Source organism: Cupriavidus sp. 30B13 (genome assembly GCF_049059565.2).
Taxonomy (GTDB): domain Bacteria; phylum Pseudomonadota; class Gammaproteobacteria; order Burkholderiales; family Burkholderiaceae; genus Cupriavidus.
This window is the reverse complement of record NZ_CP188223.1, coordinates 264,347-287,918: the sequence shown is the minus strand read 5'-3', so window position 1 is coordinate 287,918 and position 23,572 is coordinate 264,347. Positions and strand designations below refer to the sequence as shown.

At 70.7% G+C, this 23,572-nt stretch carries 25 protein-coding genes and 1 pseudogene; 1 reads left to right on the top strand and 25 read right to left on the bottom strand.

All coding sequences use genetic code 11. The features are described 5' to 3' along the window. Nucleotides 1-37: 37 nt before the first annotated feature. From ACKI2N_RS01270 to ACKI2N_RS01165, 22 genes and pseudogenes are all read right to left on the bottom strand, one after another. A complete protein-coding gene (locus ACKI2N_RS01270; protein ID WP_420993980.1) occupies nucleotides 38-649 on the bottom strand; it encodes a hypothetical protein in 612 nt (203 codons plus the stop codon). Nucleotides 650-746: 97 nt separating this feature from the next. After that, complete coding sequence (locus ACKI2N_RS01265; protein ID WP_420993979.1) at nucleotides 747-1,679, bottom strand: MBL fold metallo-hydrolase; 933 nt, start codon at nucleotides 1,677-1,679, stop codon at nucleotides 747-749. 104 nt (nucleotides 1,680-1,783) lie between these two features. Further along, entirely contained in the window at nucleotides 1,784-2,461 is a 678-nt protein-coding gene (locus ACKI2N_RS01260) for a 2-hydroxychromene-2-carboxylate isomerase (RefSeq protein ID WP_420993978.1), read from the bottom strand. A gap of 7 nt (nucleotides 2,462-2,468) precedes the next feature. Continuing rightward, nucleotides 2,469-2,741 (bottom strand): DUF1289 domain-containing protein, encoded by a 273-nt coding sequence (locus ACKI2N_RS01255; RefSeq protein WP_420993977.1) that lies wholly within the window; start codon nucleotides 2,739-2,741, stop codon nucleotides 2,469-2,471. A gap of 4 nt (nucleotides 2,742-2,745) precedes the next feature. After that, nucleotides 2,746-3,267, bottom strand: coding sequence for a YbaK/EbsC family protein (locus ACKI2N_RS01250; RefSeq protein ID WP_420993976.1), 522 nt, complete (start codon nucleotides 3,265-3,267; stop codon nucleotides 2,746-2,748). Between the two features lie 20 nt (nucleotides 3,268-3,287). Further along, nucleotides 3,288-4,223: a hydroxymethylglutaryl-CoA lyase gene (locus ACKI2N_RS01245; protein ID WP_420993975.1), complete on the bottom strand. Its 936-nt coding sequence runs from the start codon at nucleotides 4,221-4,223 to the stop codon at nucleotides 3,288-3,290. Nucleotides 4,224-4,294: 71 nt separating this feature from the next. Further along, the gene (locus tag ACKI2N_RS01240; protein ID WP_420993974.1) at nucleotides 4,295-5,236 is read right to left on the bottom strand and encodes a 2-hydroxyacid dehydrogenase; all 942 of its coding nucleotides are present in this window, start codon (nucleotides 5,234-5,236) and stop codon (nucleotides 4,295-4,297) included. A gap of 105 nt (nucleotides 5,237-5,341) precedes the next feature. After that, complete coding sequence (gene bioB / locus ACKI2N_RS01235) at nucleotides 5,342-6,385, bottom strand: biotin synthase BioB (RefSeq protein ID WP_420993973.1); 1,044 nt, start codon at nucleotides 6,383-6,385, stop codon at nucleotides 5,342-5,344. Between the two features lie 64 nt (nucleotides 6,386-6,449). Further along, nucleotides 6,450-7,148: a dethiobiotin synthase gene (bioD, locus tag ACKI2N_RS01230; RefSeq protein WP_420993972.1), complete on the bottom strand. Its 699-nt coding sequence runs from the start codon at nucleotides 7,146-7,148 to the stop codon at nucleotides 6,450-6,452. Continuing rightward, the gene (gene bioF, locus ACKI2N_RS01225; protein WP_420993971.1) at nucleotides 7,145-8,359 is read right to left on the bottom strand and encodes an 8-amino-7-oxononanoate synthase; all 1,215 of its coding nucleotides are present in this window, start codon (nucleotides 8,357-8,359) and stop codon (nucleotides 7,145-7,147) included. The genes bioD and bioF overlap by 4 nt, the downstream gene beginning before the upstream one ends. Next, on the bottom strand, nucleotides 8,349-9,821 hold the full coding sequence (gene bioA, locus ACKI2N_RS01220) for an adenosylmethionine--8-amino-7-oxononanoate transaminase (RefSeq protein WP_420993970.1): 1,473 nt from the start codon (nucleotides 9,819-9,821) through the stop codon (nucleotides 8,349-8,351). Before bioA ends, bioF begins: the two co-directional genes overlap by 11 nt. 262 nt (nucleotides 9,822-10,083) lie before the next feature. Beyond that, a pseudogene (locus tag ACKI2N_RS01215) lies at nucleotides 10,084-10,958 on the bottom strand (dienelactone hydrolase family protein); the annotation flags it as partial. Between the two features lie 68 nt (nucleotides 10,959-11,026). Then, nucleotides 11,027-11,452: a YchJ family metal-binding protein gene (locus tag ACKI2N_RS01210; protein ID WP_420993969.1), complete on the bottom strand. Its 426-nt coding sequence runs from the start codon at nucleotides 11,450-11,452 to the stop codon at nucleotides 11,027-11,029. After that, nucleotides 11,449-12,138, bottom strand: coding sequence for an HAD family hydrolase (locus ACKI2N_RS01205; protein WP_420993968.1), 690 nt, complete (start codon nucleotides 12,136-12,138; stop codon nucleotides 11,449-11,451). Before ACKI2N_RS01205 ends, ACKI2N_RS01210 begins: the two co-directional genes overlap by 4 nt. After that, nucleotides 12,135-12,827: a 2-hydroxychromene-2-carboxylate isomerase gene (locus ACKI2N_RS01200; protein ID WP_420993967.1), complete on the bottom strand. Its 693-nt coding sequence runs from the start codon at nucleotides 12,825-12,827 to the stop codon at nucleotides 12,135-12,137. The genes ACKI2N_RS01205 and ACKI2N_RS01200 overlap by 4 nt, the downstream gene beginning before the upstream one ends. Before the next feature lie 87 nt (nucleotides 12,828-12,914). Next, the gene (locus tag ACKI2N_RS01195; protein WP_420993966.1) at nucleotides 12,915-14,045 is read right to left on the bottom strand and encodes an acyl-CoA dehydrogenase family protein; all 1,131 of its coding nucleotides are present in this window, start codon (nucleotides 14,043-14,045) and stop codon (nucleotides 12,915-12,917) included. Nucleotides 14,046-14,100: 55 nt separating this feature from the next. Then, complete coding sequence (locus tag ACKI2N_RS01190; RefSeq protein WP_420993965.1) at nucleotides 14,101-14,781, bottom strand: SDR family oxidoreductase; 681 nt, start codon at nucleotides 14,779-14,781, stop codon at nucleotides 14,101-14,103. A gap of 67 nt (nucleotides 14,782-14,848) precedes the next feature. Then, nucleotides 14,849-16,045 (bottom strand): acetyl-CoA C-acetyltransferase, encoded by a 1,197-nt coding sequence (locus ACKI2N_RS01185; protein ID WP_420993964.1) that lies wholly within the window; start codon nucleotides 16,043-16,045, stop codon nucleotides 14,849-14,851. Between the two features lie 79 nt (nucleotides 16,046-16,124). Next, nucleotides 16,125-16,796, bottom strand: a complete 672-nt coding sequence (can, locus tag ACKI2N_RS01180; RefSeq protein WP_420993963.1) for a carbonate dehydratase — start codon at nucleotides 16,794-16,796, stop codon at nucleotides 16,125-16,127. Beyond that, entirely contained in the window at nucleotides 16,793-18,616 is a 1,824-nt protein-coding gene (gene aceK / locus ACKI2N_RS01175; protein ID WP_420993962.1) for a bifunctional isocitrate dehydrogenase kinase/phosphatase, read from the bottom strand. The genes can and aceK overlap by 4 nt, the downstream gene beginning before the upstream one ends. A 140-nt stretch (nucleotides 18,617-18,756) precedes the next feature. Continuing rightward, nucleotides 18,757-19,224, bottom strand: coding sequence for a PaaI family thioesterase (locus ACKI2N_RS01170; protein ID WP_420993961.1), 468 nt, complete (start codon nucleotides 19,222-19,224; stop codon nucleotides 18,757-18,759). A gap of 126 nt (nucleotides 19,225-19,350) precedes the next feature. Continuing rightward, on the bottom strand, nucleotides 19,351-19,806 hold the full coding sequence (locus ACKI2N_RS01165; protein WP_420993960.1) for a MerR family transcriptional regulator: 456 nt from the start codon (nucleotides 19,804-19,806) through the stop codon (nucleotides 19,351-19,353). 210 nt (nucleotides 19,807-20,016) lie between these two features. Here ACKI2N_RS01165 and ACKI2N_RS01160 point away from each other — a divergent pair, with 210 nt between their 5' ends. Next, nucleotides 20,017-21,090 (top strand): MBL fold metallo-hydrolase, encoded by a 1,074-nt coding sequence (locus tag ACKI2N_RS01160; protein ID WP_420993959.1) that lies wholly within the window; start codon nucleotides 20,017-20,019, stop codon nucleotides 21,088-21,090. Nucleotides 21,091-21,127: 37 nt separating this feature from the next. On the opposite strand, the gene ACKI2N_RS01155 is transcribed toward ACKI2N_RS01160, so the two are convergent. The 3 genes from ACKI2N_RS01155 to ACKI2N_RS01145 form a co-directional block, all read right to left on the bottom strand. Beyond that, nucleotides 21,128-21,964 (bottom strand): helical backbone metal receptor, encoded by an 837-nt coding sequence (locus ACKI2N_RS01155; protein ID WP_420993958.1) that lies wholly within the window; start codon nucleotides 21,962-21,964, stop codon nucleotides 21,128-21,130. Continuing rightward, nucleotides 21,961-22,761: an SDR family oxidoreductase gene (locus ACKI2N_RS01150; protein ID WP_420993957.1), complete on the bottom strand. Its 801-nt coding sequence runs from the start codon at nucleotides 22,759-22,761 to the stop codon at nucleotides 21,961-21,963. Before ACKI2N_RS01150 ends, ACKI2N_RS01155 begins: the two co-directional genes overlap by 4 nt. A gap of 142 nt (nucleotides 22,762-22,903) precedes the next feature. Next, a complete protein-coding gene (locus tag ACKI2N_RS01145; protein ID WP_420993956.1) occupies nucleotides 22,904-23,542 on the bottom strand; it encodes a thiol:disulfide interchange protein DsbA/DsbL in 639 nt (212 codons plus the stop codon). Nucleotides 23,543-23,572 lie beyond the last annotated feature (30 nt).

The window sequence follows — 23,572 nt, the reverse complement described above, 5'->3', positions numbered from 1 at the left end:
CCTCGGTTTCCCGCATTGTCTCGGCCTTGCCACCGGCTCAGCGCAGGGCCCTGCCGCCGCGCGCCATCGCCCCGGCGATCAGCAGGCGGGCCTGCACGCGCGCATGCAGCAGGGCCATGTCGGCATGGCGCAGGCGCGGGTCGCGGCTGAGGATGGCCATCGCCTTGCCCGCCTGCCGCGCGCCGGCAATGCCGGCCTCGGCGGCGGCGCGGTCGATGGCGGCGTCGAGCTCGGACTCGGACAGCGGGGCCGCGATGCGCACGGCCAGGCTCAGCGGGGTGTCGTCGAAGCCGGCGCCGTCGTCGAAATGGATGCGGCCTTCGATCTCCAGGGCTAGGCCGTGCGGGTCGAGTTCGCCGAACCGCAGCTCGCCCACGTCGACCGCATGATGCCGGCCGCCGAGATAGAGCGAGCCATCGACATAACCCGGCTCCGGGTTGAGCGGGAAGCGCAGGCGCCTGCGGGCGAGCTGCGCCAGTCCGTGGCCCGGCAGGCTCAGGCCGTCGAGCCGCAGCGCGGTGCGCACCTGCTCCCCGCCGAGCGGGAAGGGGGCGAGCTCGACCAGCAGGTCGGCGCCGTGCGCGTGGATCGCCGAGGGGGAAAGATGGGCAACCAGGGGCTGGAGCAATGCGACGGGAAAGACAGGCATCGGCGGCTTCCTCGCAAACGGTTGGGGGGCGCAGCGGTTGCCTACATGCTACGGCGTCCGGCGGGCGCGATCAAACGGAAAACGAGCGGAACCGCTCTTAATCGCGGTTGCGGACGTCGTCGCCTTCCAGCTCCAGCGCCCCGGCCTTCACCAGCGACGCCAGCATGCGCGCGAGCATGGCGCCGAAGTCCTCGTCGTCCATGAAGCGCGCGTGGATGCGCCGCATCAGCGGGGTCTGCTCCATCCACGCCAGCAGCGCCGCGTAGGGCATGCGCTGCTGCTCCAGCAGCTTGAACTTGAGCAGCACCTTGACCGCGTGCGCGGCGTTGCGCGCCGGGTCCGCGCTCAGGTAGGCCAGGCGCCCGCCGGCCACCTCGAGCGCGCCGGCGACGTCGGTGAAGGGCCGGCCGTGGCCGGGAATCACCACGCGCGCGCCGAGCGTGGCGATGCGCGCCAGCACCGCCGCCTGCTCGGCAAAGCCGCTTTCGCCGTCGAGTTCGGGGAAGATCACGCCGAAGCCGTTCTCCCACAGCGCGTCGCCCGAGATCAGGATGCGCTCGTGCGGCGCGAACAGCATCACCGCGTGCGGGTCGTGGCCGGGCGCGGCCACCACCTGCCAGTCGATGCCGCCCAGGCGCAGCGCGTCGCCGTCCTGCACCACGCCGTCGAAGGTGAAGCGGTCGCATTGCTGGCCGGTGGCGCGGTAGCTGAGCAGGCCGTCGTCCCAGGCTTGCACGGCCGCGGCCTCGGCCGCGGGGATCAGCGTGCGGGGCTGCCAGCGCCGCTGCAGGATGGCGTTGCCGCCGCAATGGTCGGAATGCAGATGGGTGTTCACCAGGCGCCGCAGCGGCTTGCCGCCCAGGCCGGCCTCGGCCAGCGCCAGCGTCTGCGGCGCGTGCGTGGCATAGCCGGAATCGACCAGCGCGGTGTCGTCGCCGTCGACGAACAGGATGTTGTTGGCCGACAGCCAGCCGCGCTCGAACACGCGCATGGTGGATGGCAGGGCGGGAGCGGGGAAGGAGTCGGGCATCGGCGTTGTCTCGGCGTTGTCTCGGCGTTTTTTCTGGTTCTTGTCGGGTTCGTGCTACCGGCCGGCGGCGGCAATCGCGCGGCGATGGCGCGGCTATGCGGCGGCTACGCGCCGGCGGGCTTCGGCGCATCCGCGCGGCCTTCGCCCAGCGGCAGCGCGCTGGCCGCGCGCAAGGCCTCGGAAGCGAAGAACGGATCCTGCCGCAGGCGCGCGGCCAGCATGTCGAGCGCGTCGAGGCCCCAGAACAGCTGGCCGGCGGCGTCGCCCGGCACGATGGCGGTCGGCACGCCGAACACGCCGCGCGCGGCGGCCTCTTCGCCGTGTTCGCGCAGGCGCGCCTTCACCGCATCCTGCGCCAGCGCAGCGGCGGGTACGCCCAGCGCGCCGCACAGCGCCGCGAATTCGGCCTGCCGCTGCGGCACGTGGCCATGCTGCCAGACGAAGCGCAGCAACGGCGCGAGCGTCTCGCGCGCGAGCCGGCCTTCCAGTTCCAGCGCCACCGCCAGCCGCAGCAGCGGCAACGGGTTGAAGGGATGTACCGCCGGCATGGCCAGCGGCACCTTGTCGCGGTGCGCGATCCAGGCCACGTGCTCGAAGGTGAAGCGGCGCTTGGGCGGGATCTCCGCCGGGCCGACGTTGCCCCAGTGCCGCAGCAGGCCGGCGAACAGCACCGGCACGTAGCGCACCGGCGTATCGGCCGGCAAGACCTGCGGCAGCCGTTCGAAGGCCAGGTAGGAGAACGGCGAGATGGGGTCGAAGTACCAGTCGATGGCGGCGGTCACGGGAGCCTCAGTCGGCGTCGGCGTCGCGCGGGCGCGCGCAGCCCTGCGCGATCAGGTGTGCGGCGCGAGCCGGCAGCCGCGCCCAGACGGCGCGCCGCGCGGCGTCGTCGCTGCCAGACCATGCGGCGATTTCCTCGATGGTGCGCAGGCAGCCCTCGCAGTAGCCGCTGGCCGCGTCCATGCGGCACACGTTGCGGCACGGCGACGGCACCGGCAGCGCGTGCTGCGCGGCCTGCGCGCCGCGCGCCAGGTCCGCGGCCAGGCGGGACAGCCGCGACACGGCCTCAGTCCCCGGCCCGCTGCGCCACGTCGGCCACCGCGGCCCCCGTCATGCGCTGCAGTTCCTGCGGGGTGAGGTTGAACACCGCGTGCGGGTGGCCGGCGGCGGCCCACAGGCTGTCATAGCGGAACAGGTCGCTGTCGAGCAGCATCACCGGCGCCACCGCGTGGCCGATCGGGCAGACGCCGCCGATGGCGTAGCCGGTTTTCTCGCGCACGAATTTCGCATCGGCCTTGCCGAGCGGGCCTACCACCGCCGCCACCTTGGCTTCGTCGACGCGGTTGCTGCCGCTGGCGATCACCAGCACCGGCGCGTCGTCCGCCACGCGGCGGAAGATGATGGACTTGGCGATCTCGGCCACCGAGCAGCCCAGGCCCGCGGCGGCCTCGGCCGAGGTCTTGCCGGTGGCCGGCAGCATCACCACCGGCTTGGCGTGGCCGAGGCCGGCGAGCAGCCCGGCCACGCGCTGGGCGGCCTCGGGCAGGGGCGCCGATGCGCCGGCATCGTTCATGGAGCGGTCGTTCATGTCGTCCTGCCTGGCCGGGTTCACACGCAAGCCGGCGCCGCTTCGGCGGCGGCGGCCCACTTGGACAGCAATGCGCGGCCCACGCGCGAGCTGTTGGCGCGGCCGATGGCCTGCGAGATGAAGTCGCCGGCGCGCACGACCTGGTCCAGGTCGACGCCGGTGTGCAGGCCCATGCCGTGCAGCATGTAGAGCACGTCCTCGGTGGCGACGTTGCCGGTCGCGCCCTTGGCGTACGGGCAGCCGCCCAGGCCGGCGACGGAGGCGTGGAAGATCGAGATGCCCACCTCCAGGCTGGCCAGGATGTTGGACAGCGCCTGGCCGTAGGTATCGTGGAAATGGCCGGAGAGGCGGTCGAGCGGAAATTCCGCCGCCGCCGCGCGCATCACTTCCTGCACGCGCCCGGGCGTGCCCACGCCGATGGTGTCGGCGATGTCGATCTCGTCGCAGCCCAGGTCGCGCATGCGGCGCACCACGTCCACCACCGCGTGCACCGGCACCTCGCCCTGGTAGGGGCAGCCCAGCGCGCACGAGATGCTGGCGCGCAGGCGCAGGCCTTTTTCCTTGGCCGCCGCGGCCACCGGCTCGAAGCGCGCGATCGACTCGGCGATCGAGCAGTTGATGTTCTTCTGCGAGAAGGCCTCGCTGGCCGCGCCGAAGATCACCACCTCGTCGGCGCCGGCGGCGACCGCGCCCTCGAAGCCCTTCATGTTGGGCGTGAGCACCGAATACAGCGTGCCCGGGCGGCGCAGGATGCGCGCCATCACCTCGGCGCCGTCGGCCATCTGCGGCACCCACTTGGGCGACACGAACGAGGCCGACTCGATATTGACGAAGCCGGCGTCGCTCAGGCGGTTGACCAGCTCGACCTTGACCTCGGTCGGCACCAGCGCCTTCTCGTTCTGCAGCCCGTCGCGCGGGCCGACCTCGACGATCTTCACATAGTTGGGCAATGTCATGGCGTCTCCTCCGTGTACTGTCGCCGCGGCGCGTGCGCCGCGGGTCCTGTGTCTGCTTGCTATGCCTGCTTTCAATAACCGCGCTGCAGGTCGACCACGCCGGCGATCGGCCGGCCCGCGCCGAGCGCGCGGATCTTGCCGGCGATCTGGGCGATGCTGTCTTCGCGCAGCGTCAGCGCGGCGACATGCGGCGTGACGGTGATGCGCGGCTCGCGCCAGAACGGATGCCCGTCCGGCAGCGGCTCGGTGCGGAACACGTCCAGCGTGGCGCCGGCGACCTGGCCCGACTGCACCGCCGCCAGCAGGTCTTCCTCGACCAGGTGCTGGCCGCGCGCCACATTGACGAGGTAGGCGCCCTTGGCCAGCTTGCCGAGCAGCCGCGCGTCCAGGATGTTCTCGGTCTCGGGCGTCAGCGGCAGCACGTTGACCAGCACCTGCAGCCCGTCGAGAAACGCGGCCTGGCCGGCCTCGCCCGAAAAGCCCTGCACGCCCTCGATCGCGCGCGCGGTGCGGCTCCAGCCGCGCACCGGAAAGCCGAAGCCGGCCAGCGCCCGCGCGATCTGCGCGCCGAGCGTGCCCACGCCCATCACGCCCACGCTGAAACCGGCGCGGCGATGCGGCTTGAGAAAGCGCCAGGTGCCGGCCTGCTGGGCCAGCGCGTATTCGTCGAGGCGGCGGAAATAGCGCAGTACCGCGTGCGTCACGTATTCGATCATCTGCGCGGCCATGCCGGCGTCGTCCAGGCGCACGATGGGCACGCCGTCGGGCAGCGCGCGCGGGTCGTCGTCGCGCAGGCGCAGGATGCCGTCCACGCCGGCGCCGAGGTTGAACACCGCCTTGAGGTCGGTGCGCCCGCGCAGCATCTCCAGCGGCGGGCGCCACACCACGGCGTAGTCGGCGCGCTCGGCCTGGCTGTCTTCCCAGGTCAGGCATTGCGCCTCGGGAAGGGCTTCGGCGAAGCCGTCGATCCAGGGCTGGTAGCGGCCGTCCGGCACATACAACTGCAACTTCATCTCATCTCCACTGGGGGTTCTTATCGTGATTCGCCCTATTTTCGCAGAGATGAGGCGGGAGCGGGTGCGTGGCGTCCGGGGGACCGGGGGGCGGCCCCGAACGCATTACCCGGCGTAGCCCTCGGTCCGGATGTCGAGCCGCGCCAGCAAGGCCCGATCCCGGTCCGCCTGCGGATTGGCCGTGGTCAGCAGCCGATCCCCATAGAAAATGGAATTGGCGCCGGCCATGAAACACAGCGCCTGCAGCGCGTCGTCCATGGCTTCGCGCCCGGCGGACAGCCGCACCATGGCGCGCGGCATGGTGATGCGCGCCACCGCGATGGTGCGCACGAATTCGAACGGGTCGATCGGCTCGGCGTGGGCCAGCGGCGTGCCTTCCACGGCCACCAGGTTGTTGATGGGCACCGACTCGGGATACGGGTCCATGTTGGCGAGCTGGGCGATCAGCCCGGCGCGCGCGTCGCGCGATTCGCCCATGCCGACGATGCCGCCGCAGCAGACATGGATGCCGGCGTCGCGCACGTGGCCGATGGTGTCCAGGCGGTCCTGGTAGGTGCGGGTGGTGATGATCTCGCCGTAGAACTCCGGCGAGGTGTCGAGGTTGTGGTTGTAGTAGTCCAGGCCGGCTTCCTTCAGGCGGCGCGCCTGCTCGGCTTCCAGCATGCCCAGCGTGACGCAGGTCTCCAGGCCCATCGCCTTGACTTCCTTGACCATCTCGATGACCGGCTCCAGGTGGCGTTCCTTGGGGCTGCGCCAGGCCGCGCCCATGCAGAAGCGCCCGGCGCCGCTGGCCTTGGCGGCGCGCGCGGCTTCGAGCACCTCGTCCAGCGCCATCAGCTTCTCGGCCTTGACGCCGGCGTCGTGGTGCGCGCTCTGCGGGCAGTAGCCGCAATCTTCTTCGCAGCCGCCGGTCTTGATCGACAGCAGCGTGGAGAGCTGCACGGCGTTGGGGTCGAAGTGCTCGCGGTGCACTTGCTGGGCGCGGAACAGCAGGTCGTTGAACGGCAGCGCGTAGAGCGCGGCGACGCCGGCCACGGACCAGTCGCCGGGCCTGGCGGGCGCGGGCTCGGCGAAGCGGCGGGCGGTCTGGCGCAGGCTGTCGGCGGAGATGGTGGCGACGGTGTCGCCGGCAAGGGTGGTGTTGGTCATGATCGTTTCCGTGTGCTGTTCTGTTTTCTGTTGTGTCGGGGGAAGATGGTCCGGCGCGCCGCGGTCAGCCGAGCAGCGGCGCGAGCGCGAGCCGGCCGGCGGCTTCGGCCGGCGGCACCTGCCACGGCAGCGTGCCGAGCAGGGGCGCGTCCAGCGCCTGGCGCAGCGTGTCGATGTTTTCGTCGGCGAGGTCCATGGCGGGATCGATGCGGTTGGCGATCCAGCCGGCCAGGCGCAGCCCGCGCGCGCGCACGGCCTCGGCGGTCAGCAGCGCGTGGTTGAGGCAGCCCAGGCGGATGCCCGCCACCAGCACGACCGGCAGGCCGAGCATCACGGCGAGGTCGGCCGTGTCCCAGCCGCCGTCCGCGGCCAGCGCGCCGTCGAGCGGCACGCGGAAGCCGCCCACGCCCTCCACCACCACCGCGTCCGCGCGTGCCTGCAAGGCGGCGAAGGCGGCGCGGATCGGCTCGCGCGTGATGCGCGCGCCTTCGGCGGCGGCGGCCAGGTGCGGCGAGGCCGGCGTGCGCAGCAGGAACGGGCAGGTCAGCGCCTGCGGCACTTCCACGGCGCTGGCCGCGCGCAGTTGCGCGACGTCGTCGTTGTGCCAGTGGTCGCCGCGCCATTCGCTGCCGCTGGCCACGGGCTTCATGCCCACGGCCCGCCGGCCGGCGGCGCGCAGCGCGTGCAGCAGGGTGGCGCTGGCGTGGGTCTTGCCCACGCCGGTGTCGGTGCCGGTGACGAAGCAGGCGAAAGGCGTGCTCATGCGGACTCCTTGCGCGGCACCACGCTGCCCAGGCTCGCCAGCAGGCGTTCCACGTCGGCCTGCGCATGCGCCGCCGACAGCGTGATGCGCAGGCGCGCGGTGCCGGCCGGCACGGTGGGCGGGCGGATCGCGCCGACGCGGATGCCGTCCGCCTCGAGCGCCGCGGACAGGGCCAGCGCGGCCACGTTGTCGCCCACGATCACCGGCTGGATGGCGCTGGCGCTCTCGCCCAGGCGCCAGCCGGCGGCGCGCGTCAGGCCGGCCAGGCCACCGCGCAGCGCGCGGATCAGCTCGCCCAGGTGGGCGCGGCGCTGCCGCCCTTCCTCGCCGGCGATCAGCGCCAGGCTGGCGGATACCGTGTGCGCCACCGCGGGCGGCGCCGCGGTGGTGTAGATGTACTGGCGCGCGGTGTTGACCAGGTGCTCGATGACGGTTTCGTGCGCGGCCACGAAGGCGCCCGCCACGCCGGCGGCCTTGCCCAGCGTGCCGACGTAGATGAAGCGCGGCGAGGTCAGCGCCAGGTGCTCCAGCACGCCGCGGCCGGACGCGCCCAGCACGCCGAAGCCGTGCGCGTCGTCGACGATGATCCAGGCGTCGTGGCGCTCGGCCAGCGCCAGCAGCTCGGCCAGCGGCGCCTGGTCGCCGTCCATGCTGAAGATGCTGTCGGTGACGATCAGCTTGAGCGGGGTGGCGGCGCCGGCCAGCAGTGGCTCCAGCGCGGCCACGTCGCGGTGGGGGTAGCGGGTCACCCGGGCCCGGGCCAGGCGGGCGCCGTCGATCAGCGAAGCGTGGTTCAGCTCTTCGCAGAACAGCGTGGCGTCGGCGCTGCCGAGCGCGGTCAGCACGCCCATGTTGGCCATGTAGCCGGTGCAGAAATACAGCGCGCGCGCATGCGGGATGTTGGGCGCGAACCATTCGCCCAGCTCGTTTTCGAGCAGGTGGTGCGCCTGCGAGTGGCCGCTCACCAGGTGGGACGCGCCGCTGCCCGCGCCGTAGCGGCGCGCGCCTTCGGCCATCGCCTCGACCAGCGCCGGGTGGCTGGCCAGCCCGAGGTAGTCGTTGCTGCAGAAGGTCAGCAGCGCATGGCGCTCGCCGCCGGCGTCGCTGACTTCCTGGTGCGGCGCGCAGGCGGTGTGCGCGGTGCGGCGGCGGCGCGTGAGGGCCTGCTCGTCGCGCTCGGCGGCAGCCAGCTTCAGGTGTTCAAGCAACATCGTGCGTCTCCGTGGGTTGCGCCGGCTCTGTGGCCGGTCGGGGCAGTACCGTGTCGAGCGTGGCGTGCAGCCGGTCCGCCAGCCATTGCGCCATGTCCGCGTCGAACACATAGGGCGGCATGACGTAGAGCGTGCGGCCGATCGGGCGGATCAGCACGCCGTGCGCGCGCGCGGCATGGTGGAAGCGCGCGGCGAAGTCCCCGGCGCCGCCCGGCACGCAGGCCTCGCGCACGTCGGCGGCCCAGATCAGGCCGCGCTGGCGCACGTGCTCCAGCCGCGCGTCCGCGGCCAGCCCGGACATGGCCTGGGCCAGCCACTGCGCGCGCTCGCGGTTGCGGGCCACCACGCCGTGCCGCGCGAACAGGTCGAGCGTGGCGAGCGCGGCGCGGCAGGCCAGCGGATTGCCGGTGTAGGAATGCGAATGCAGGAAGCTGCGGGCGCGGTCGGGATCGTGCGCCGCGGTGACGAAGGCGTGCTGGAGCGCGCTGCGCGACATCACCAGCGAGAGCGGCAGGTAACCGCCGCTGATGCCCTTGGACAGGCACAGGAAATCGGGCCACAGGTGCGCCGGCAGCGGGCCGGCATCGGCGCCGTGCGCGGCTTGCCCGCCGCGCGACTGCTCCCATGCGAAGAAGGTGCCGGTGCGCCCGCAGCCCACCGCGATCTCGTCGGCGATCAGGTGCACGCGGTAGCGGTCGCACAGCGCGCGCACGCCGGCCAGGTAGGCGGGATCGTGCATCGCCATGCCGGCCGCGCACTGCACCAGCGGCTCCACGATCAGCGCCGCGATCTGGCCGCCGCGCGCCTGCAGCAGCGCGTCGAGCTCGTCGAGCGCGCGCTGCGCCACCTGTGCCGCGCCCTCGCCGGGCGCGGCCTGGCGCGCGTCCGGCGACATCACCACGTGCGACTGCATCAGCATCGGGTCGTAGGCGTCGCGGAAGATCGCCACGTCGGTCACCGCCAGCGCGCCCACGGTCTCGCCGTGGTAGCCGTGGCGCAGGCAGACGAACTCGCGCTTGCCCGGCAGCCCGGTATTGCGCCAGTAGTGGAAGCTCATCTTCAGCGCGATCTCGACCGCCGAGGCGCCGTCGCTGGCATAGAACACGTGGCCCAGCGCGCCGCCGGTCAGCGCCGACAGGCGCTCGGCCAGTTCCACCGCCGGCGCGTGCGTGCAGCCGGCCAGCATGACATGCTCGAGCGTGTCGAGCTGCGCGCGCAGCGCGGCGTTGATGTCGGGATTGGCGTGGCCGAACAGGTTGACCCACCACGAGCTGGTGGCGTCGAAATAGCGCTGGCCGTCCTCGCCGTGGAGCCACGGCCCCTCGCCGCGCGCAATGGCCAGCGGCAGCTCGCCGGCCTCGGGCCGCAGCGGCGTGCAGGGATGCCACACCGCGCGCTGGCTGCGCTCGCCGAGCGACGGCGCGGCCGGTGCCGGCTGCGGGGAATGGGACTGGTTTTCCAAGGAAACCCTCCTTTGTTGACCGCGCAGGATGCCGGCCGGGCCGGCGCGCTGGCTGGCGTGGCGGCACTCGCGTGCGCGTTGGGGAGAGTCATGGTAGGGAGCTCTCCTGCCCCTTGGCAAACAGGCCGTGTTTTACACGTTAGCGGCATGTTGGGCGACAAACCGCGAAGAAGCCGGCAAGCACCCGTCATCGTGCCGCCAGCATGCGCTTATCCGCACACCGCGCGCGGCGCCGCCTGCCCGAAATGCACGCCGGCAGCCCTCAGGAGGGCGCGTCGAAGGGCAGCCCGAGCTCCCTGAAGAAGCGCGCCACCTCCGGCAGCCAGACCGGCACGCCGGCGCGGCTGCCGAACAGCGTGTGCGAGTCGCCGGCGAACGTGCCGTAGTCCACCATGCGGGCATTGGCCGCCGCGCCATGCGCCTGCGCGGTATAGGCGGCGAAGAATTGCGCCGGCAGCGGCTGCGGCCAGTAACTGTCGTTATCGCCATACAGCCACAGCGAGGGATAACGCGCCAGGCGGCCGTAGTCGCCGAAGGCGTCCACCAGGTTGAACGTCCAGCGGCTGCAGGTTTCCTCGCGCAGGCCGCCGGCGAAATTGACCACGCCCAGCACGCCCGGATAGTCGATGGTGCCGAACGCCATGGTGGTCAGCCCGCCGTGCGACTGGCCGATCACGACGATGCGCGACTTGTCGACGTAGGGCTGCCGGGCCATGTAGTCGAGCGTGGCGACCACGTCCTCGGCCTGCCGCATGCCGTTGCTCTCCACGTTGCAGCCGCCGCCGACATAAGCGCCGCCGGATCTGGAAAAGCCCTGGCGCATCGGCACCGCCACCACGTAGCCGCGCCTGACGAATTCGGCGCTCTGCACGGTATAGCGGGCGCGCGCCTGGAAGGCGGGCCTGCCGGGCGCCTTGCCGTGATTGATGATCACCAGCGGAAAGGGGCCGTCGCCGGGCGGCTTGAAGATCGTGGTCTCCAGCTCGACCGTGAACAACCCGCCCGGCTTGGGGATCATCACGATCTGCTCCGCCAGCCTGGCGCCCGCGCGGTCGCCGGCCGGCGCCGATGCTTCGCCCCGGGCCAGCGCCAGCGCCGGTGCGCACAGCGCCAGCGCTGCCAGCGCCGCGCCCAGCCGGCCGTGCCGCCGTCCCGTCCCGCTTGCCGGTTTCATCGGAGCGCTCCGCCCGCCGCGGACTTCGGTGTCATGATGCCTCTCCCAGCATGTCGCCGTCCACGTAGAGCCAGCGCGGCGCCTCGCCGGCGGCGCGCGGCTCACGCACGAAGCGGCTGCGCTCGTGCAGCCGCCAGGCGCGCCCGCCCACCTTGTAGCGCGCCACGAATTCCACCTGCGCGTGCGTGTCGTCCTGCTGCGCGTGCGCCTTGACCGCCAGGCCGAGCCAGCGCGTGGCGGTATCGGGCGCCAGGTCCGCCGGGCAAGTGGACGGATGCCAGGTCTGGCGCAGCCACTCCACGTCGCCCATCACGTAGGCGCAATAGCGCGAGCGCATCAGTTGCTCGGCGTTGGCCGGCAGCGCCTCGCCGCGGTGGAAGCGCCCGCAGCAGGCGGCGTAGTCGCCGCCGCCGCACGGGCAGGCGCCGGCGCCCGCGCCGGGAGCGCGCGCCTTCATCCGATCAGCCCCGGCAGCGCGCGCATGTCGGCGAAGGTGCTGCCCGCGCCGGCCGCCAGCAGCGTGGCGGCGTCGTTGCGCGCGGCATAGCCGAACACCGTCATGCCGGCCGCCACGCCGGCGGTGATGCCGGCCGGACTGTCCTCGACCACCGCGCAGCGCGCCGGCGCCACGCCCATGGTGCGCGCGGCCAGCAGGTACACGTCGGGCGCGGGCTTGCTGCGCTCGACCTCGGTGGCCGAGAAGATGTGCTCGCGCTCATCCTGCCGGAACAGTTCCACCAGCCCGGTGCGGGTGAGCTGCAGCTTGACCTTGATGCGGTCCGCGCCTGACGCCACGCAGACCGGCAGGCCGGACGCGGCGATGGCGGCGACCGCCTCGCGCACGTGCGGCACGGCCTGCACCTCGGCTTCCAGCACGGCATTGCGCCGCGCGAACCAGTGCGACAGCCAGTTCTCCGGCAGCGGCGCGCCGCGCCTGCGCTCGATGTTGCCGAGTTCCTCGCGGACCGCGCGGCCGAGGAACCATTCGGTGGATTCCTCCAGCGAGATGCGGATGCCGAGGTCGTTGAGCATCTCGTTGAGCACTCGGTTGACGATGGGCTCGCTGTCCACGAGCACGCCGTCGCAGTCGAAGATCACGCAATCGAAGCGGGGATGGCGAATCGGCTGGGTACTGGCATTCATGCGGGTTTCTTTTCCTTGCTGCTGTCGGTGTTGCTGGTTGTGCCGACCGGGTTGGGGTTGCTGCCGGCCACCGCGCGCAGCTCGGTGGGGCGGCCGCTCTTGAGGTGGGCCTCGATCTGCTCGAAACGGTCGAAGCCCCAGAACGGCTCGCCGTCGATGATGACGAAGGGCGAGCCGAACACGCCCTTGGCCATGGCGACCTCGATCTCCGCCTTGAGCTGGTCCTTGATCTGGAAGCTGCTCGCGCCGGCGTCCATGGCGTGCGCGTCGATGCCCAGCGGCTCGGCCAGCTTCACCAGTTCGGCCGGCTCGGCGATGTTGACGTCGTCCACGAACAGCGCGTGGTAGACCGACCTGGCGAAGGCCGCGGCAATGTCCGCGCCGTGGTGGTTCTGCAGCCACAGCATGGCGCGCGCGGCCTGCGTGGTGGGCAGCGGGAAGTGCGTCGGGCGCTTGTACTCGATGTGGTGGAAGGCCGCGGTGCGCTCGAAATCGAGCCAGCAGTACTCTCCCTTGATCGGCACGTGCGGCAGCGGCGCGCTGCCCGTGGTCTTGAACACCACCCCGAGCAGGATCGGGTGCCAGGCCACGAAGCGGCCGTATTTCTGCGCCAGCCCGTCGATGCGGGTGCTGGCGAAGTAGCCGTATGGCGAGGAGAAATCGAAGTAGAAATCGATGGCGGCAGTCATGGCTTGGGGGCTCCTGGGGTCTGGCCGGGGTTCGATGCTGCGGTGGATTCGATGCTTCGCCGCGCCGGCAAACCGGCGCGGCAGCCGTCAGGATAACGCGCGCGCGATCAGTATCTTCTGGATATCGCTGGTGCCCTCGTAGATCTGGCAGACGCGCACGTCGCGGTAGATGCGCTCAACCGGGAAATCGCTGACATAACCGTAGCCGCCGAACACCTGGATGGCGTCCGAGCAGACCGCCTCGGCCATCTCGCTGGCGTAGAGCTTGGCCATGGCGGCTTCCTTCAGGCACGGGCGCCCGGCGTCCTTGAGCGCGGCGGCGTGCCACACCATCTGGCGCGCCACCTCGATCTTCGTGGCCATCTCGGCCAGGCGGAACTGCACCGCCTGGTGCGCGAACAGCGGCTGGCCGAAGCTCTCGCGCTCCCTGGCGTAGGCCAGCGCCGCCTCGAAGGCCGCGCGCGCCATGCCGATGCTCTGCGAGGCGATGCCGATGCGCCCGCCCTCCAGCCCCGACAGCGCCATCTTGTAGCCGGCGCCCTCCTCGCCGAGCAGGTTGGCGGCCGGCACGCGGCAGTCCTCGAACAGGATCTGCGCGGTGTCCGACGAGTGCTGGCCGAGCTTGTCCTCGATGCGCGCGACCACGTAGCCGGGCGTGGCGGTCGGCACCAGGAACGCGCTGATGCCGCGCTTGCCGGCCGCCTTGTCGGTCACCGCCAGCACGATGGCGACGTCGGCGTTCTTGCCGCTGGTGATGAACTGCTTGACGCCGTTGAGCACGTAGTGGTCGCCGTCGCGCACGGCGCCGGTGCGCAGCGCGGCGGCGTCCGAGCCGACGTGCGGCTCGGTCAGGCAGAACGCGCCGAGCATCTCGCCGCGCGCCAGCGGCACCAGCCACTGCTGCTTCTGCGCCTCGCTGGCGAACGCCATCAGCATGCTGCACACGGGGCAGTTGTTGACGCTGATGACGGTGGAAGTGCCGCCGTCGCCGGCGGCGATCTCCTCGACGATCAGTGCCAGCGAGAGATAGTCCAGCCCGGCGCCGCCATACTGCTCCGGCACGGCCACGCCGTAGGCGCCGAGCGCGGCCAGCTCGCGGTGCACGGCCTTGGGGAAGACCTTGTCGCGGTCCCACGCGGCGGCGTGCGGCGCGATCTCCCGTTGCGCGAACTGGCGCACGGCGTCGCGGATCATTTCCTGTTCGGGTGTCAGCAGCATGTCGTTTCTGTCTCTGTTCTTCTGTCCGGCCGGCGCCGCGCGGCGCCGGCCCGGCTCACCAGGGAATCACCGCGCCGTCGTAGTTGCGGAAGCCGCCGTTGTCGTGCCGCGTGGCGCCGGCCATCACGCGGCGCATGCCGGCCACGCTCTGCTGCGGCGTGATGTCGGCTTCCTTGCCGCCCATGTCGGTCTGCACCCAGCCCGGGTGGAAGGCCAGGCAGGTGGCGTGGCGCGCGTCGAGCGAGGCCGCCTTGAGCGCGGCGTTGGCGGCGGCCTTGCTGACGCGGTAGAGCCAGCTGCGGTTGCTGTCCATCGTGCCGATGCTGCCCATGCGCGAGGCCAGCACCGCGAGCACGCCGCCCTGCCCCGAGCGGCCGGTCTCGACCATCGGCAGCAGCAGGGGCAGCGCCATCATCGGGCCGAGCACATTGACGTGCATCACCGCGTCGAAGTCCTGGCGCGAGACCGGCTGCGCGCCTTCGGTGCGCGGGCCGATCACGCCGGCGTTGTAGACCGCCACGTCGAAGGACTCGCCGTCGAGCTTCCAGCCCAGTCCCGCCACCTGGCCGGCATCGGTCAGGTCGGCGCGCAGCGCCTCGGCGCCGAGCGCCTCGATGGCCGCGATGCCTTCGTCACTGCGCGCCACGGCCAGCACGCGCCAGCCGTCGGCGCGGTACTGGCGCACGAATTCAAGGCCGATGCCACGCGAGGCACCAAGGATGAGAGCGGTAGGCAAGACGGACTCCTTCTTTCTGGTCGGTTGTGGGTGGGTGGGTGGGTCGCTTGGCGCAGCGGGGGCGGCGTCAGACGATTTCCAGCCCCACGGCGGTGGCCTCGCCGCCGCCGATGCACAGGCTGGCCACGCCGCGCTTGCCGCCGGTCTTGCGCAGCGCGCCGATCAGCGTGGCCATGATGCGCGCGCCCGAGGCGCCGATCGGGTGGCCCAGCGCGCAGGCGCCGCCGTGGATGTTGACCTTGCCGTGCGGGATCTTCAGGTCGTGCATGGCGGCCAGCGGCACCACGGCGAACGCTTCGTTGATCTCGAACAGGTCGACGCTGTCGGTGGTCCAGCCGAGCTTGCGGTAAAGCTTGCCGATGGCCTCCACCGGCGCGGTGGTGAACCAGCCCGGCTCCTGCGCGTGCGTGGTGTGGCCGAGCAGGCGGGCCAGCGGCTGCAGGCCGAGGCGCTTCGCGGTGGACTCGCGCATCATCACCAGCGCGGCGGCGCCGTCGTTGATCGACGAGGACGAGGCGGCGGTGATGGTGCCGTCCCTGGCGAAGGCCGGCTTGAGCGAGGGGATCTTGTCGAGCTTGATGCGGCGCGGGCCTTCGTCGGTGTCGACGACGGTGTCGCCGCCGCGCCCCGGCACCGTCACCGCGGCGATCTCCCAGCGGAAGTCGCCGCGCTCGGTGGCCTGCTGCGCGCGCCGCACGCTTTCCATGGCGAACTCGTCCTGCGCGGCGCGCGTGAAGCCATACTTGGCGGCGCAGTCTTCGCCGAAGGTGCCCATCGAGCGGCCGCCGCCTTTTTCGTCGCGGATATAGGCGTCTTCCAGGCCGTCCAGCATCATGTGGTCGAAGATCATGCCATGGCCGATGCGGTAGCCGCCACGGCCCTTCGGCACCAGATAGGGCGCGTTGGTCATGCTTTCCATGCCGCCCGCCACCGCGATCTCGAACGAGCCCGCCAGCAGCGCGTCATGCACGGTCATGGCCGCGCGCATGCCGGAGCCGCACATCTTGTTGACGGTGGTGCAGCCCGTGCCCATCGGCAGGCCGGCGCCGAGCGCGGCCTGGCGCGCGGGCGCCTGGCCCTGGCCGGCCGGCAGCACGCAGCCGAACACCACTTCCTCGACCTGCTCCGGCTTGAGGCCGGCGCGCTCCACCGCGGCGCGGATGGCGACCGCGCCGAGCTGCGGCGCGGTCAGCGCGGCGAACTCGCCCTGGAAGGCGGCCATGGGCGTGCGGGCCACGGATACGATGACGACGGGATCTTGCATGGAATGTCTCCGTTGATGTAGTGATGGCGGGCGGCGGGAGCCGCCCTGCCTGTAGTTCGCCGCTGCCGCGCCGCGCGCGTCAGCGGATCGATGCCTGCGGCGGATCGCCGAACTGGCGGTACGCCGCGTCGAGCTGCCGGTGCAGTTCGTCGTTGTTGCTGGCGGCCATGCCGAGGTCGCGCAGCAGGCCGTCGGACACGCCGTAGACCCAGCCGTGCACGGTCAATTCCTGCCCGCGGCTCCAGGCATCCTGCACGATGGTGGTCTGGCACACGTTGTTGACCTGCTCGATCACGTTGAGCTCGCACAGGCGCGTATGGGCGTCTTCCTCGCGCGTGACGGTGCCGAGGTAGGCGCCGTGCTTGTCGGCCACGTCGCGCACGTGGCGCAGCCAGTTGTCGGCCAGGCCGACGCGCTCGCGCTTGAGCGCGACCTTCACGCCGCTGCAGCCGTAGTGGCCCACCACGGTGATGTGGCGCACCTTGAGCACGTCCACCGCGAACTGGATCACCGACAGCGCGTTGAGATCGCTGTGCACGATCACGTTGGCGACGTTGCGGTGGACAAACACCTCGCCGGGCGCCAGGCCCAGGATCTGGTTGGCCGGCACGCGCGAATCGGAGCAGCCGATCCACAGGTACTCGGGCGCCTGCTGGTTGGCCAGCCGCATGAAGAAGCCAGGGTCCTCGGCGTTGACGCTGTCGACCCACTCGCGGTTGTTGCGGAACAGCTGGGCGATGGCATCACTCATGCGACTCTCCTTGCAGGCGCAGGCTCGCCGGGGGCAGCGAGCATGCCGTAGCGGTTGACAAAGCGTTCTTTGACGTCATAGGCATAAAAATCATGGATTTGGCCGGCCAGCAGCCGGTCCTTGTGGCCCTGCCACATGGCAGGGTCGAAGAAATCTTCGTGGTGGCGCAGGAAGGCCGCGCGCACGCGCGGGTCTCCGAGCAGGAAGGTGCGGTAGGTCTCCGGGAAGATGTCGTGGCGGCCCACGCTGTACCACGGCTCGCCGGACATTTCCTCTTCCTCGTTGCGCGGCTGCGGCACGCGGCGGATATTGGTGTGGGTCAGGTATTCGATCTCGTCGTAGTCGTAGAACACCACGCGGCCGTGGCGCGTCACGCCGAAGTTCTTGTAGAGCATGTCGCCGGGGAAGATGTTGGCGGCGATCAGTTCCTTGATGGCGTTGCCGTACTCGACGATGCCGTGCTCGACCTGCGCGTCGGTGCCTTCCTGCAGCCAGATGTTGAGCGGCGTCATGCGGCGCTCGATATAGACGTGGCGCACCACGATCTCCTCGCCGCCGTCCTTGCCGCGCTGGTATTCGATCATCGACGGCGCGTGCTGCTCCAGCTCGCGCACCAGCGCGTCGTCGAAGCGCGACAGCGGGAAGGCCACGTCGGAGTACTCGAGCGTGTCGGCCATGCGGCCGACGCGGTCGTGCTGCTTGACCAGCTGGTACTTGGACTTGATCAGCTCGCGCGTGGTCTCCTTGGGCGCCGGGTAGAAGTCCTTGATGACCTTGAACACGTAGGGATACGACGGCAGCGTGAAGACCAGCATCACCAGGCCCTTGATGCCGGGCGCGCTGATGAACTTGTCCGACGAATGCTGCAGGTGGTGCAGGAAGTCCCGGTAGAACAGGTTCTTGCCCTGCTTCTGCAAACCCAGCGAGGTGTAGATCTCCGCGCGCGGCTTGCGCGGCATGATGTCGCGCAGGAAGGTGACGTAGGCCGAGGGGATCTCCATGTCGACCATGAAGTACGAGTGCGTGAACGAGAACAGGATCAGCAGCTGTTCCTTCTTCAGCAGCACCGTGTCGAGCGCGAGCCGGCCGCCGGGCGTGTGCACGATGGGGATGGCCAGCGGGTAGGTGCGGTCGGCGTTGAGCACGCGGCCGATGATGAAGGCCGACTTGTTGCGGAAGAACAGCGACGACAGCACGTGGATCTGGAAATTCGGCGCGATGCGGAAGTCGCCGAAATACTCGGTGACCGCGCGCACCACGTAGTCGATGTCGCGCCGCAGGTCCTCGAACGGCAGCTCGAGCTGGAAGTTGTGGACGATGCGCTCGAAGCAGGCCGCCATGCCGGTGCGGCTGCCCGGGTAGTAGGCGCGGAAGGTCGGCCGCGTGGGCGACTCCTCGTTCTCGATGTACTCGGTCGAGATGGCCGGGCGCACGAAGATGAAGTCGTTGTTGAAGTACGAGCGGTGCAGGATGCGCGTGCACACCGAGTTGAAGAAGGTCTCGGCCAGCTCAGGCTGGTGATGGTTGGTCAGCAGGCCGATGTAGTGCAGCTTGATCTGCTGCCAGATCTCGTCCTCGATGCGCTCGGCGTCGTATTCGTCCTCCAGGATCACGCTGGTCTCGCGCACGCGCTCGTTGTAGAAGTCGATGCGGTCGCGCTGGAGCTGCTGCAGGCCGTGCCAGTCCGCCGCCTCGAAGCGCAGCTTGGCCTGGTGGCTGACCTCGCGGAACAGGCGGTAGTGCTTGTCGAAGCCGTCCAGCATGGTACGGGCCACGTCGTAGGCAATCTGCGATGAGAGCAGCTTGGGAAAGTGAGACATGACGCGGGCCGGTGGCGGGGATACGGATCGGAGGTTCCGGAAGAGATTGTAAATTGGTTCAGCGCGGCGGCGCTGCCGTTTGGCGCGCCCGCAGACGATCTCGCGGAGTCGCGCCGGCTCCACTTGTCAGCGCGCCGGGCTCATACATGGCCGAGCGTGCGGACCACGCACAGCGTCATCAGCATGGTGGCCACCTGCTTGCGCACGCCGTCCTTCTCGCAGAACACGTCGCCCTGCGCCACGATCAGCGTGCGGCCGGGCTTGAGCACGCGGCCCACGGCGACCAGGCGCTCGCCCTGCGCCGGCGACAGCAGGTTGATCTTGTATTCGGCAGTCAGCCCGGCCTCGCCCTCGGCCACCATCGACAGCGCCGCGTAGCCGCAGGCGCTGTCTGCCAGCGCCCCCACCGCCCCGCCGTGGAAAAAGCCATGCTGCTGGGTGACGCCCTCGGACCACGGCATGGCGATTTCCACCTCGCCGTGCTCGACCCGGACCAGCGCGGCGCCGAAGGTGGTCATCAGGCCCTGGCGGGAAAAGCTGGTGGCGATGCTGTCCGCGCGCGCGGCGGGCAGCGTATGGCTGGGGACGGAACCGGGGGCAGCGGACATGGCATTTCCTGTGTTGGCGGGCGCCTGGCGCGGCGCCGCGGTACGGAGGACGGACTGCGGAGCTATTTTATTTACGTTTACGTAAACGTCAATCAAATCCGGCGGCGAGCGCAAAAAAGACGGCCATCAGGCCCTTTTCACTGCGATCCCGGGCTCGGCCCCACCGGTCTCATCGGCCTGGGCGGCAAGCAAGGCACGGCAGTGCTGCTCGTGCTCGTCGATCTCGGCCAGCTGGGCCTGCAGGTCCTCGAGCTGGCGCTCCAGCGCGCCGCGGTGCTGGGCCAGCGAATGCAGGAAGCGCTCGAGCTGGGGCGCGGTGTCGCGCGGCGATTCGTAGAGATCGAGGATCTCGCGTATCTCGTTGAGCGTGAGGCCGAGGCGCTTGCCGCGCAGCGTGAGCTTGAGGCGGGTGCGCTCGCGCCCGTTGTAGACGCGCTTGCGCCCGCCCGGCCCTTCGCGCTCGGGCGACAGCAGGCCCTGGTCCTCGTAGAAGCGGATGGCGCGCGGCGTCACGTCGAACTCGCGCGCGAGATCGGTGATGGTGTAGGTCGGCGCGGCTGGCAAGGCTTGCGGAGCTGGCATGGTGGCCCGTGAAAAGTGAACGGTCGTTCGTTGCGGAATGAAGTTTTCGCTTAATATGGCAGAAGCCCGTTCCGATTGACGTTAACGTTAGCGTCAATCAAAACCCGTGGCAACCACGCCGTGCCGCCGGCCCGCGCAGCCGCGCGGCACAATGACAAGAAAGCCCGCCGGCGCGCCGCGCGCCCAGGGCTTCGGAACAGAGAGACTCCCATGAACGCACTCGAACACCAGCTCCAATATCCGTTCGGCGACACCCTGCCCCTCGCCGGCTCCCGCCTGGAAGTCGCGCCCGGCGTGTACTGGCTGCGCATGCCGCTGCCCTTCGCCCTGGACCACATCAACCTGTGGCTGCTGCGCGACCGGCTCGACGGGCGCGACGGCTGGACCGTGATCGACTGCGGCATCACCAACGACACCATCAAGGCGCACTGGGAAACCATCTTCGCCAACGAACTCGAAGGCCTGCCGGTGCTGCGCGTGCTGGCCACGCACTGCCACCCCGACCACATCGGGCTGGCGCACTGGCTGTGCAAGCGCTGGGACGTGCGGCTGTGGATGAGCCTGGGCGACTACATGAACGCCCGCGTGATGGGCAGCGGCACCGGCGCCGGCTCCAACGCCGGCGGCGACTTCGCCGCCAGCCACTTCGCCCGCCACGGCCTGACCGATCCCGACAGCCTGGAGAAGCTGCGCGCGCGCAAGAGCTACTACCCGTCGCTGGTGCCTGACCTGCCGGGCCAGTACCGCCGCCTGATGGACGGCGACACGGTCCATGTCGGCACCGAACCGGCCACCTCCGGCTGGCGCGTGATCACCGGCTTCGGGCACGCGCCCGAGCACGTGGCGCTGTACAACGCCGCCACCAACGTGCTGATCTCGGGCGACATGGTGCTGCCGCGCATCTCCACCAACGTCAGCGTGTTCGACATGGAGCCGGAGGCAAACCCGCTCAAGCTGTACCTCGATTCGCTCGGCAAGTACGAGCCGCTGCCGGAAGACGTGCTGATCCTGCCCTCGCACGGCAAGCCGTTCCGCAACCTGCACACGCGCATCCGCCAGCTGCGCGAGCACCATGTGGACCGCCTGGCCGAGACGCGCGCGGCGTGCGCGGAAAAAGCCTGCCATGCGCACGACATCGTCGGCGTGATCTTCAACCGGCAGTTCGACATCCACCAGATGACCTTCGCCATGGGCGAGGCGCTGGCGCACCTGCACCTGCTGTGGCACGCGGGCGAACTGCGCCGCGAGGTGGGCGACGACGGCGTGGTGCGGTTCCGCGCCTAGCCGCGCCTGGCCGCGGCGCCGGCGGTCCGCCGCGGCGCTAGACCTGCGCGGCGAGATCCGCCAGGTAGCGCACGCCGTCCACGGCGCGGCTGCCGTACCACGACACCATCTCGCCATCCACCAGCAGGACTTCCTTGCCGAGCTGCCGCTCCAGCGCGTCGGCGTGCGCCTCGGTGAAGCGGTAGGGCTCGGTGGACAGCAGCACGAGGTCGAGCTCGCGCACCAGCGCGTCGCTCCAGCGGAAGCTGGGATAGCGCGTGTCCGGCGCGTTGGGCCGGCTGCAGTCGCCGTCCACGCATGCCTGCGGCGTTGCCTGCGCCGCCGGCCAGGTCTGCCAGTTGACCAGCGCCAGCATCCGGCTGATATAGGTGTCGCGCGACACCGTCATCCACGGGTCCTGCCAGATCGCGTACAGCACGCGGCGCGCCGGCCATGGCCTGGCCCGCGCCTGCGCCAGCACCGTTTCCAGCGCGCCGCACAGCGCGCCGGCCTCGGCTTCGCGGCCGAAGATGCCGCCCAGCAGCCGGTACAGCGCGAGGTTGTCCTCGGGCGCGCACGGGTGGGTGACGATCACGTGCGGCACGAAGGCGCGGATCTCGTCGACGGTCTCGCGGCGGTTCTCGTCGACGTTGACGATGACGTGGGTGGGCGCCAGCGCGCGCAGGCGCTCCAGCCGGACGTCCTTGGTGCCGCCCACCTTGGCGACGGCGCGCACGGCCGGCCCGGGATGGATGCAGAAGCCGGTGCGCGCCACCACCCGCGGCCCCAGCCCGAGCGCGAACAGCAGCTCGGTCACCGAGGGCACCAGCGAGGCGATGCGCGCCTCGGCGCCGGCCGCGCCGTGCCATGCGCCGGCGGCGTCCTGCCAGCTCATGGCTGGCGGCCCGGGCCGCGCGGCTTGCGCGGCGCGCGGGCGAACAGCGCGTCGTAGAGCCAGCGCGGCATCAGGTGCAGGATGGAGGCGACCACGCCCATCTGCCACGGCACCACGGCGAAGCGCCGTCCCGCGGCGATCGCGCGCGCGGCCTTGCGCGCGAACACGTCGGCGTCCATCAGGAAGGGCATGCGGTAGGGGTTGTGCTCGGTCATCGGCGTGCGGATGTAGCCGGGCGCGATGGTGACCACGCGGATGCGCTCGCGGCGCTGCTCCAGGCGCAGGCTTTCCAGCAGCTTGATGACGGCGGACTTGGACGCGCTGTAGGCGCCGCCGCCGGGCAGGCCGCGCACGCCGGCCACGCTGGCGATGCCTACCAGCGTGCCGCGCCAGCCGCCGGTGCCGGGCTCGCGCGCGCGCATCGGCTGCAGGAACGGCTGGAAGGTGGTGAGCACGCCGAACCAGTTGGTGTCCATCACCATGCGGAACGCCTCGAGGTCCTCGCGCTCGCTGGCGACCGTGCCCACCGACACGCCGGCGTTGGCGATCACCACGTCGGGGCAGCCGAAATGATCGAGGAAGTCCTGCGCGGCGGCCTGCATGGCGGCGGCATCGCGCACGTCGGCGGCATAGACGCGCACCGCGTTGGGATTGGGCAGGCTGGCGGCGAGCTCGCGCAGCGCGGCATCGCGCCGGCCGACCAGCCCGAGGATGGCGCCCTGCGCGGCGTACTCGCGCGCCAGGGCCTGGCCGAGTCCGCTCGACGCGCCGGTGAGGAAGACTTTCTGAGCTCGCATCGGGATGGGAAGGGTCCAGGGGAAAACCGCAACATGGCCATGCCGGCGGACCCGCCCGATGCAGTCCGGAGGCTGGGGGCCAGCGCTGCCGGTCAGGCCGGCGGCGGCGCGGCCAGGTGGCCGGCTGCCGCCGCCAGGGGGATTACAGCTTCTTGTCGCGCACCTGGCCGACCAGGTAGTCCATGGTCTGGATGGCCGCGGCCTTGGTGCCGGCGATGGACGGCGAGGTCACGTACTTGCCCTGCACCACGATGGTCGGCACGCCGTCGATCTTGTAGGCGTCGGCGATCTTGTTGGCGCGCTGCGAGTTGGTCGTCACCGAGAACGAGTTGTAGGCGTCGAGGAAAGCCTTGCGGTCGATGCCGTTCTTGGCCATGAAGTCGGCGATCTCGTTCGGGTCGAGCATGCGCTTGCGCTCGACGTGGATGGCGTTGAAGACCTTGCCGTGCATGGCGTCGAGCTTGCCCAGCGCTTCCAGCGCGTAGAAGATCTTGGTGTGCGGCAGCAGGTCGTCGCGGAAGGCCACCGGCACGCGCTTGAACACCACGTCCTTGCCCTGCTTGCCCACCCACGCCTCGAGCTCGGGCTCGAAGTCGAAGCAGTGCGGGCAGCCGTACCAGAAGAACTCGGTGACTTCGATCTTGCCCTGGGTGACGGGCTGCGGTGCCTTCAGGACCTGGTATTCCTTGCCGGCGGCGGGCGTGGCCGCCTGGGCGGGCGCGTTCATCAGGAAACCGGTCACGGCGACCAGCGTGGCGAACAAGGTGGCGAGTTTCTTCATAAGACGCGGCTTTCGAGAATGGGCGATGTG

What these genes read in the sequence shown, in the direction of transcription:
- ACKI2N_RS01270 (WP_420993980.1), bottom strand. Translation starts at nt 649, where the DNA reads ATGCCTGTCTTTCCCGTCGCATTGCTCCAGCCCCTGGTTGCCCATCTT.
- ACKI2N_RS01265 (WP_420993979.1), bottom strand. Translation starts at nt 1,679, where the DNA reads ATGCCCGACTCCTTCCCCGCTCCCGCCCTGCCATCCACCATGCGCGTG.
- ACKI2N_RS01250 (WP_420993976.1), bottom strand. Translation starts at nt 3,267, where the DNA reads ATGAACGACCGCTCCATGAACGATGCCGGCGCATCGGCGCCCCTGCCC.
- ACKI2N_RS01245 (WP_420993975.1), bottom strand. Translation starts at nt 4,223, where the DNA reads ATGACATTGCCCAACTATGTGAAGATCGTCGAGGTCGGCCCGCGCGAC.
- ACKI2N_RS01240 (WP_420993974.1), bottom strand. Translation starts at nt 5,236, where the DNA reads ATGAAGTTGCAGTTGTATGTGCCGGACGGCCGCTACCAGCCCTGGATC.
- bioB (WP_420993973.1), bottom strand. Translation starts at nt 6,385, where the DNA reads ATGACCAACACCACCCTTGCCGGCGACACCGTCGCCACCATCTCCGCC.
- bioD (WP_420993972.1), bottom strand. Translation starts at nt 7,148, where the DNA reads ATGAGCACGCCTTTCGCCTGCTTCGTCACCGGCACCGACACCGGCGTG.
- bioF (WP_420993971.1), bottom strand. Translation starts at nt 8,359, where the DNA reads ATGTTGCTTGAACACCTGAAGCTGGCTGCCGCCGAGCGCGACGAGCAG.
- ACKI2N_RS01210 (WP_420993969.1), bottom strand. Translation starts at nt 11,452, where the DNA reads ATGAAGGCGCGCGCTCCCGGCGCGGGCGCCGGCGCCTGCCCGTGCGGC.
- ACKI2N_RS01205 (WP_420993968.1), bottom strand. Translation starts at nt 12,138, where the DNA reads ATGAATGCCAGTACCCAGCCGATTCGCCATCCCCGCTTCGATTGCGTG.
- ACKI2N_RS01200 (WP_420993967.1), bottom strand. Translation starts at nt 12,827, where the DNA reads ATGACTGCCGCCATCGATTTCTACTTCGATTTCTCCTCGCCATACGGC.
- ACKI2N_RS01195 (WP_420993966.1), bottom strand. Translation starts at nt 14,045, where the DNA reads ATGCTGCTGACACCCGAACAGGAAATGATCCGCGACGCCGTGCGCCAG.
- ACKI2N_RS01185 (WP_420993964.1), bottom strand. Translation starts at nt 16,045, where the DNA reads ATGCAAGATCCCGTCGTCATCGTATCCGTGGCCCGCACGCCCATGGCC.
- can (WP_420993963.1), bottom strand. Translation starts at nt 16,796, where the DNA reads ATGAGTGATGCCATCGCCCAGCTGTTCCGCAACAACCGCGAGTGGGTC.
- aceK (WP_420993962.1), bottom strand. Translation starts at nt 18,616, where the DNA reads ATGTCTCACTTTCCCAAGCTGCTCTCATCGCAGATTGCCTACGACGTG.
- ACKI2N_RS01170 (WP_420993961.1), bottom strand. Translation starts at nt 19,224, where the DNA reads ATGTCCGCTGCCCCCGGTTCCGTCCCCAGCCATACGCTGCCCGCCGCG.
- ACKI2N_RS01165 (WP_420993960.1), bottom strand. Translation starts at nt 19,806, where the DNA reads ATGCCAGCTCCGCAAGCCTTGCCAGCCGCGCCGACCTACACCATCACC.
- ACKI2N_RS01160 (WP_420993959.1), top strand. Translation starts at nt 20,017, where the DNA reads ATGAACGCACTCGAACACCAGCTCCAATATCCGTTCGGCGACACCCTG.
- ACKI2N_RS01155 (WP_420993958.1), bottom strand. Translation starts at nt 21,964, where the DNA reads ATGAGCTGGCAGGACGCCGCCGGCGCATGGCACGGCGCGGCCGGCGCC.
- ACKI2N_RS01150 (WP_420993957.1), bottom strand. Translation starts at nt 22,761, where the DNA reads ATGCGAGCTCAGAAAGTCTTCCTCACCGGCGCGTCGAGCGGACTCGGC.
- ACKI2N_RS01145 (WP_420993956.1), bottom strand. Translation starts at nt 23,542, where the DNA reads ATGAAGAAACTCGCCACCTTGTTCGCCACGCTGGTCGCCGTGACCGGT.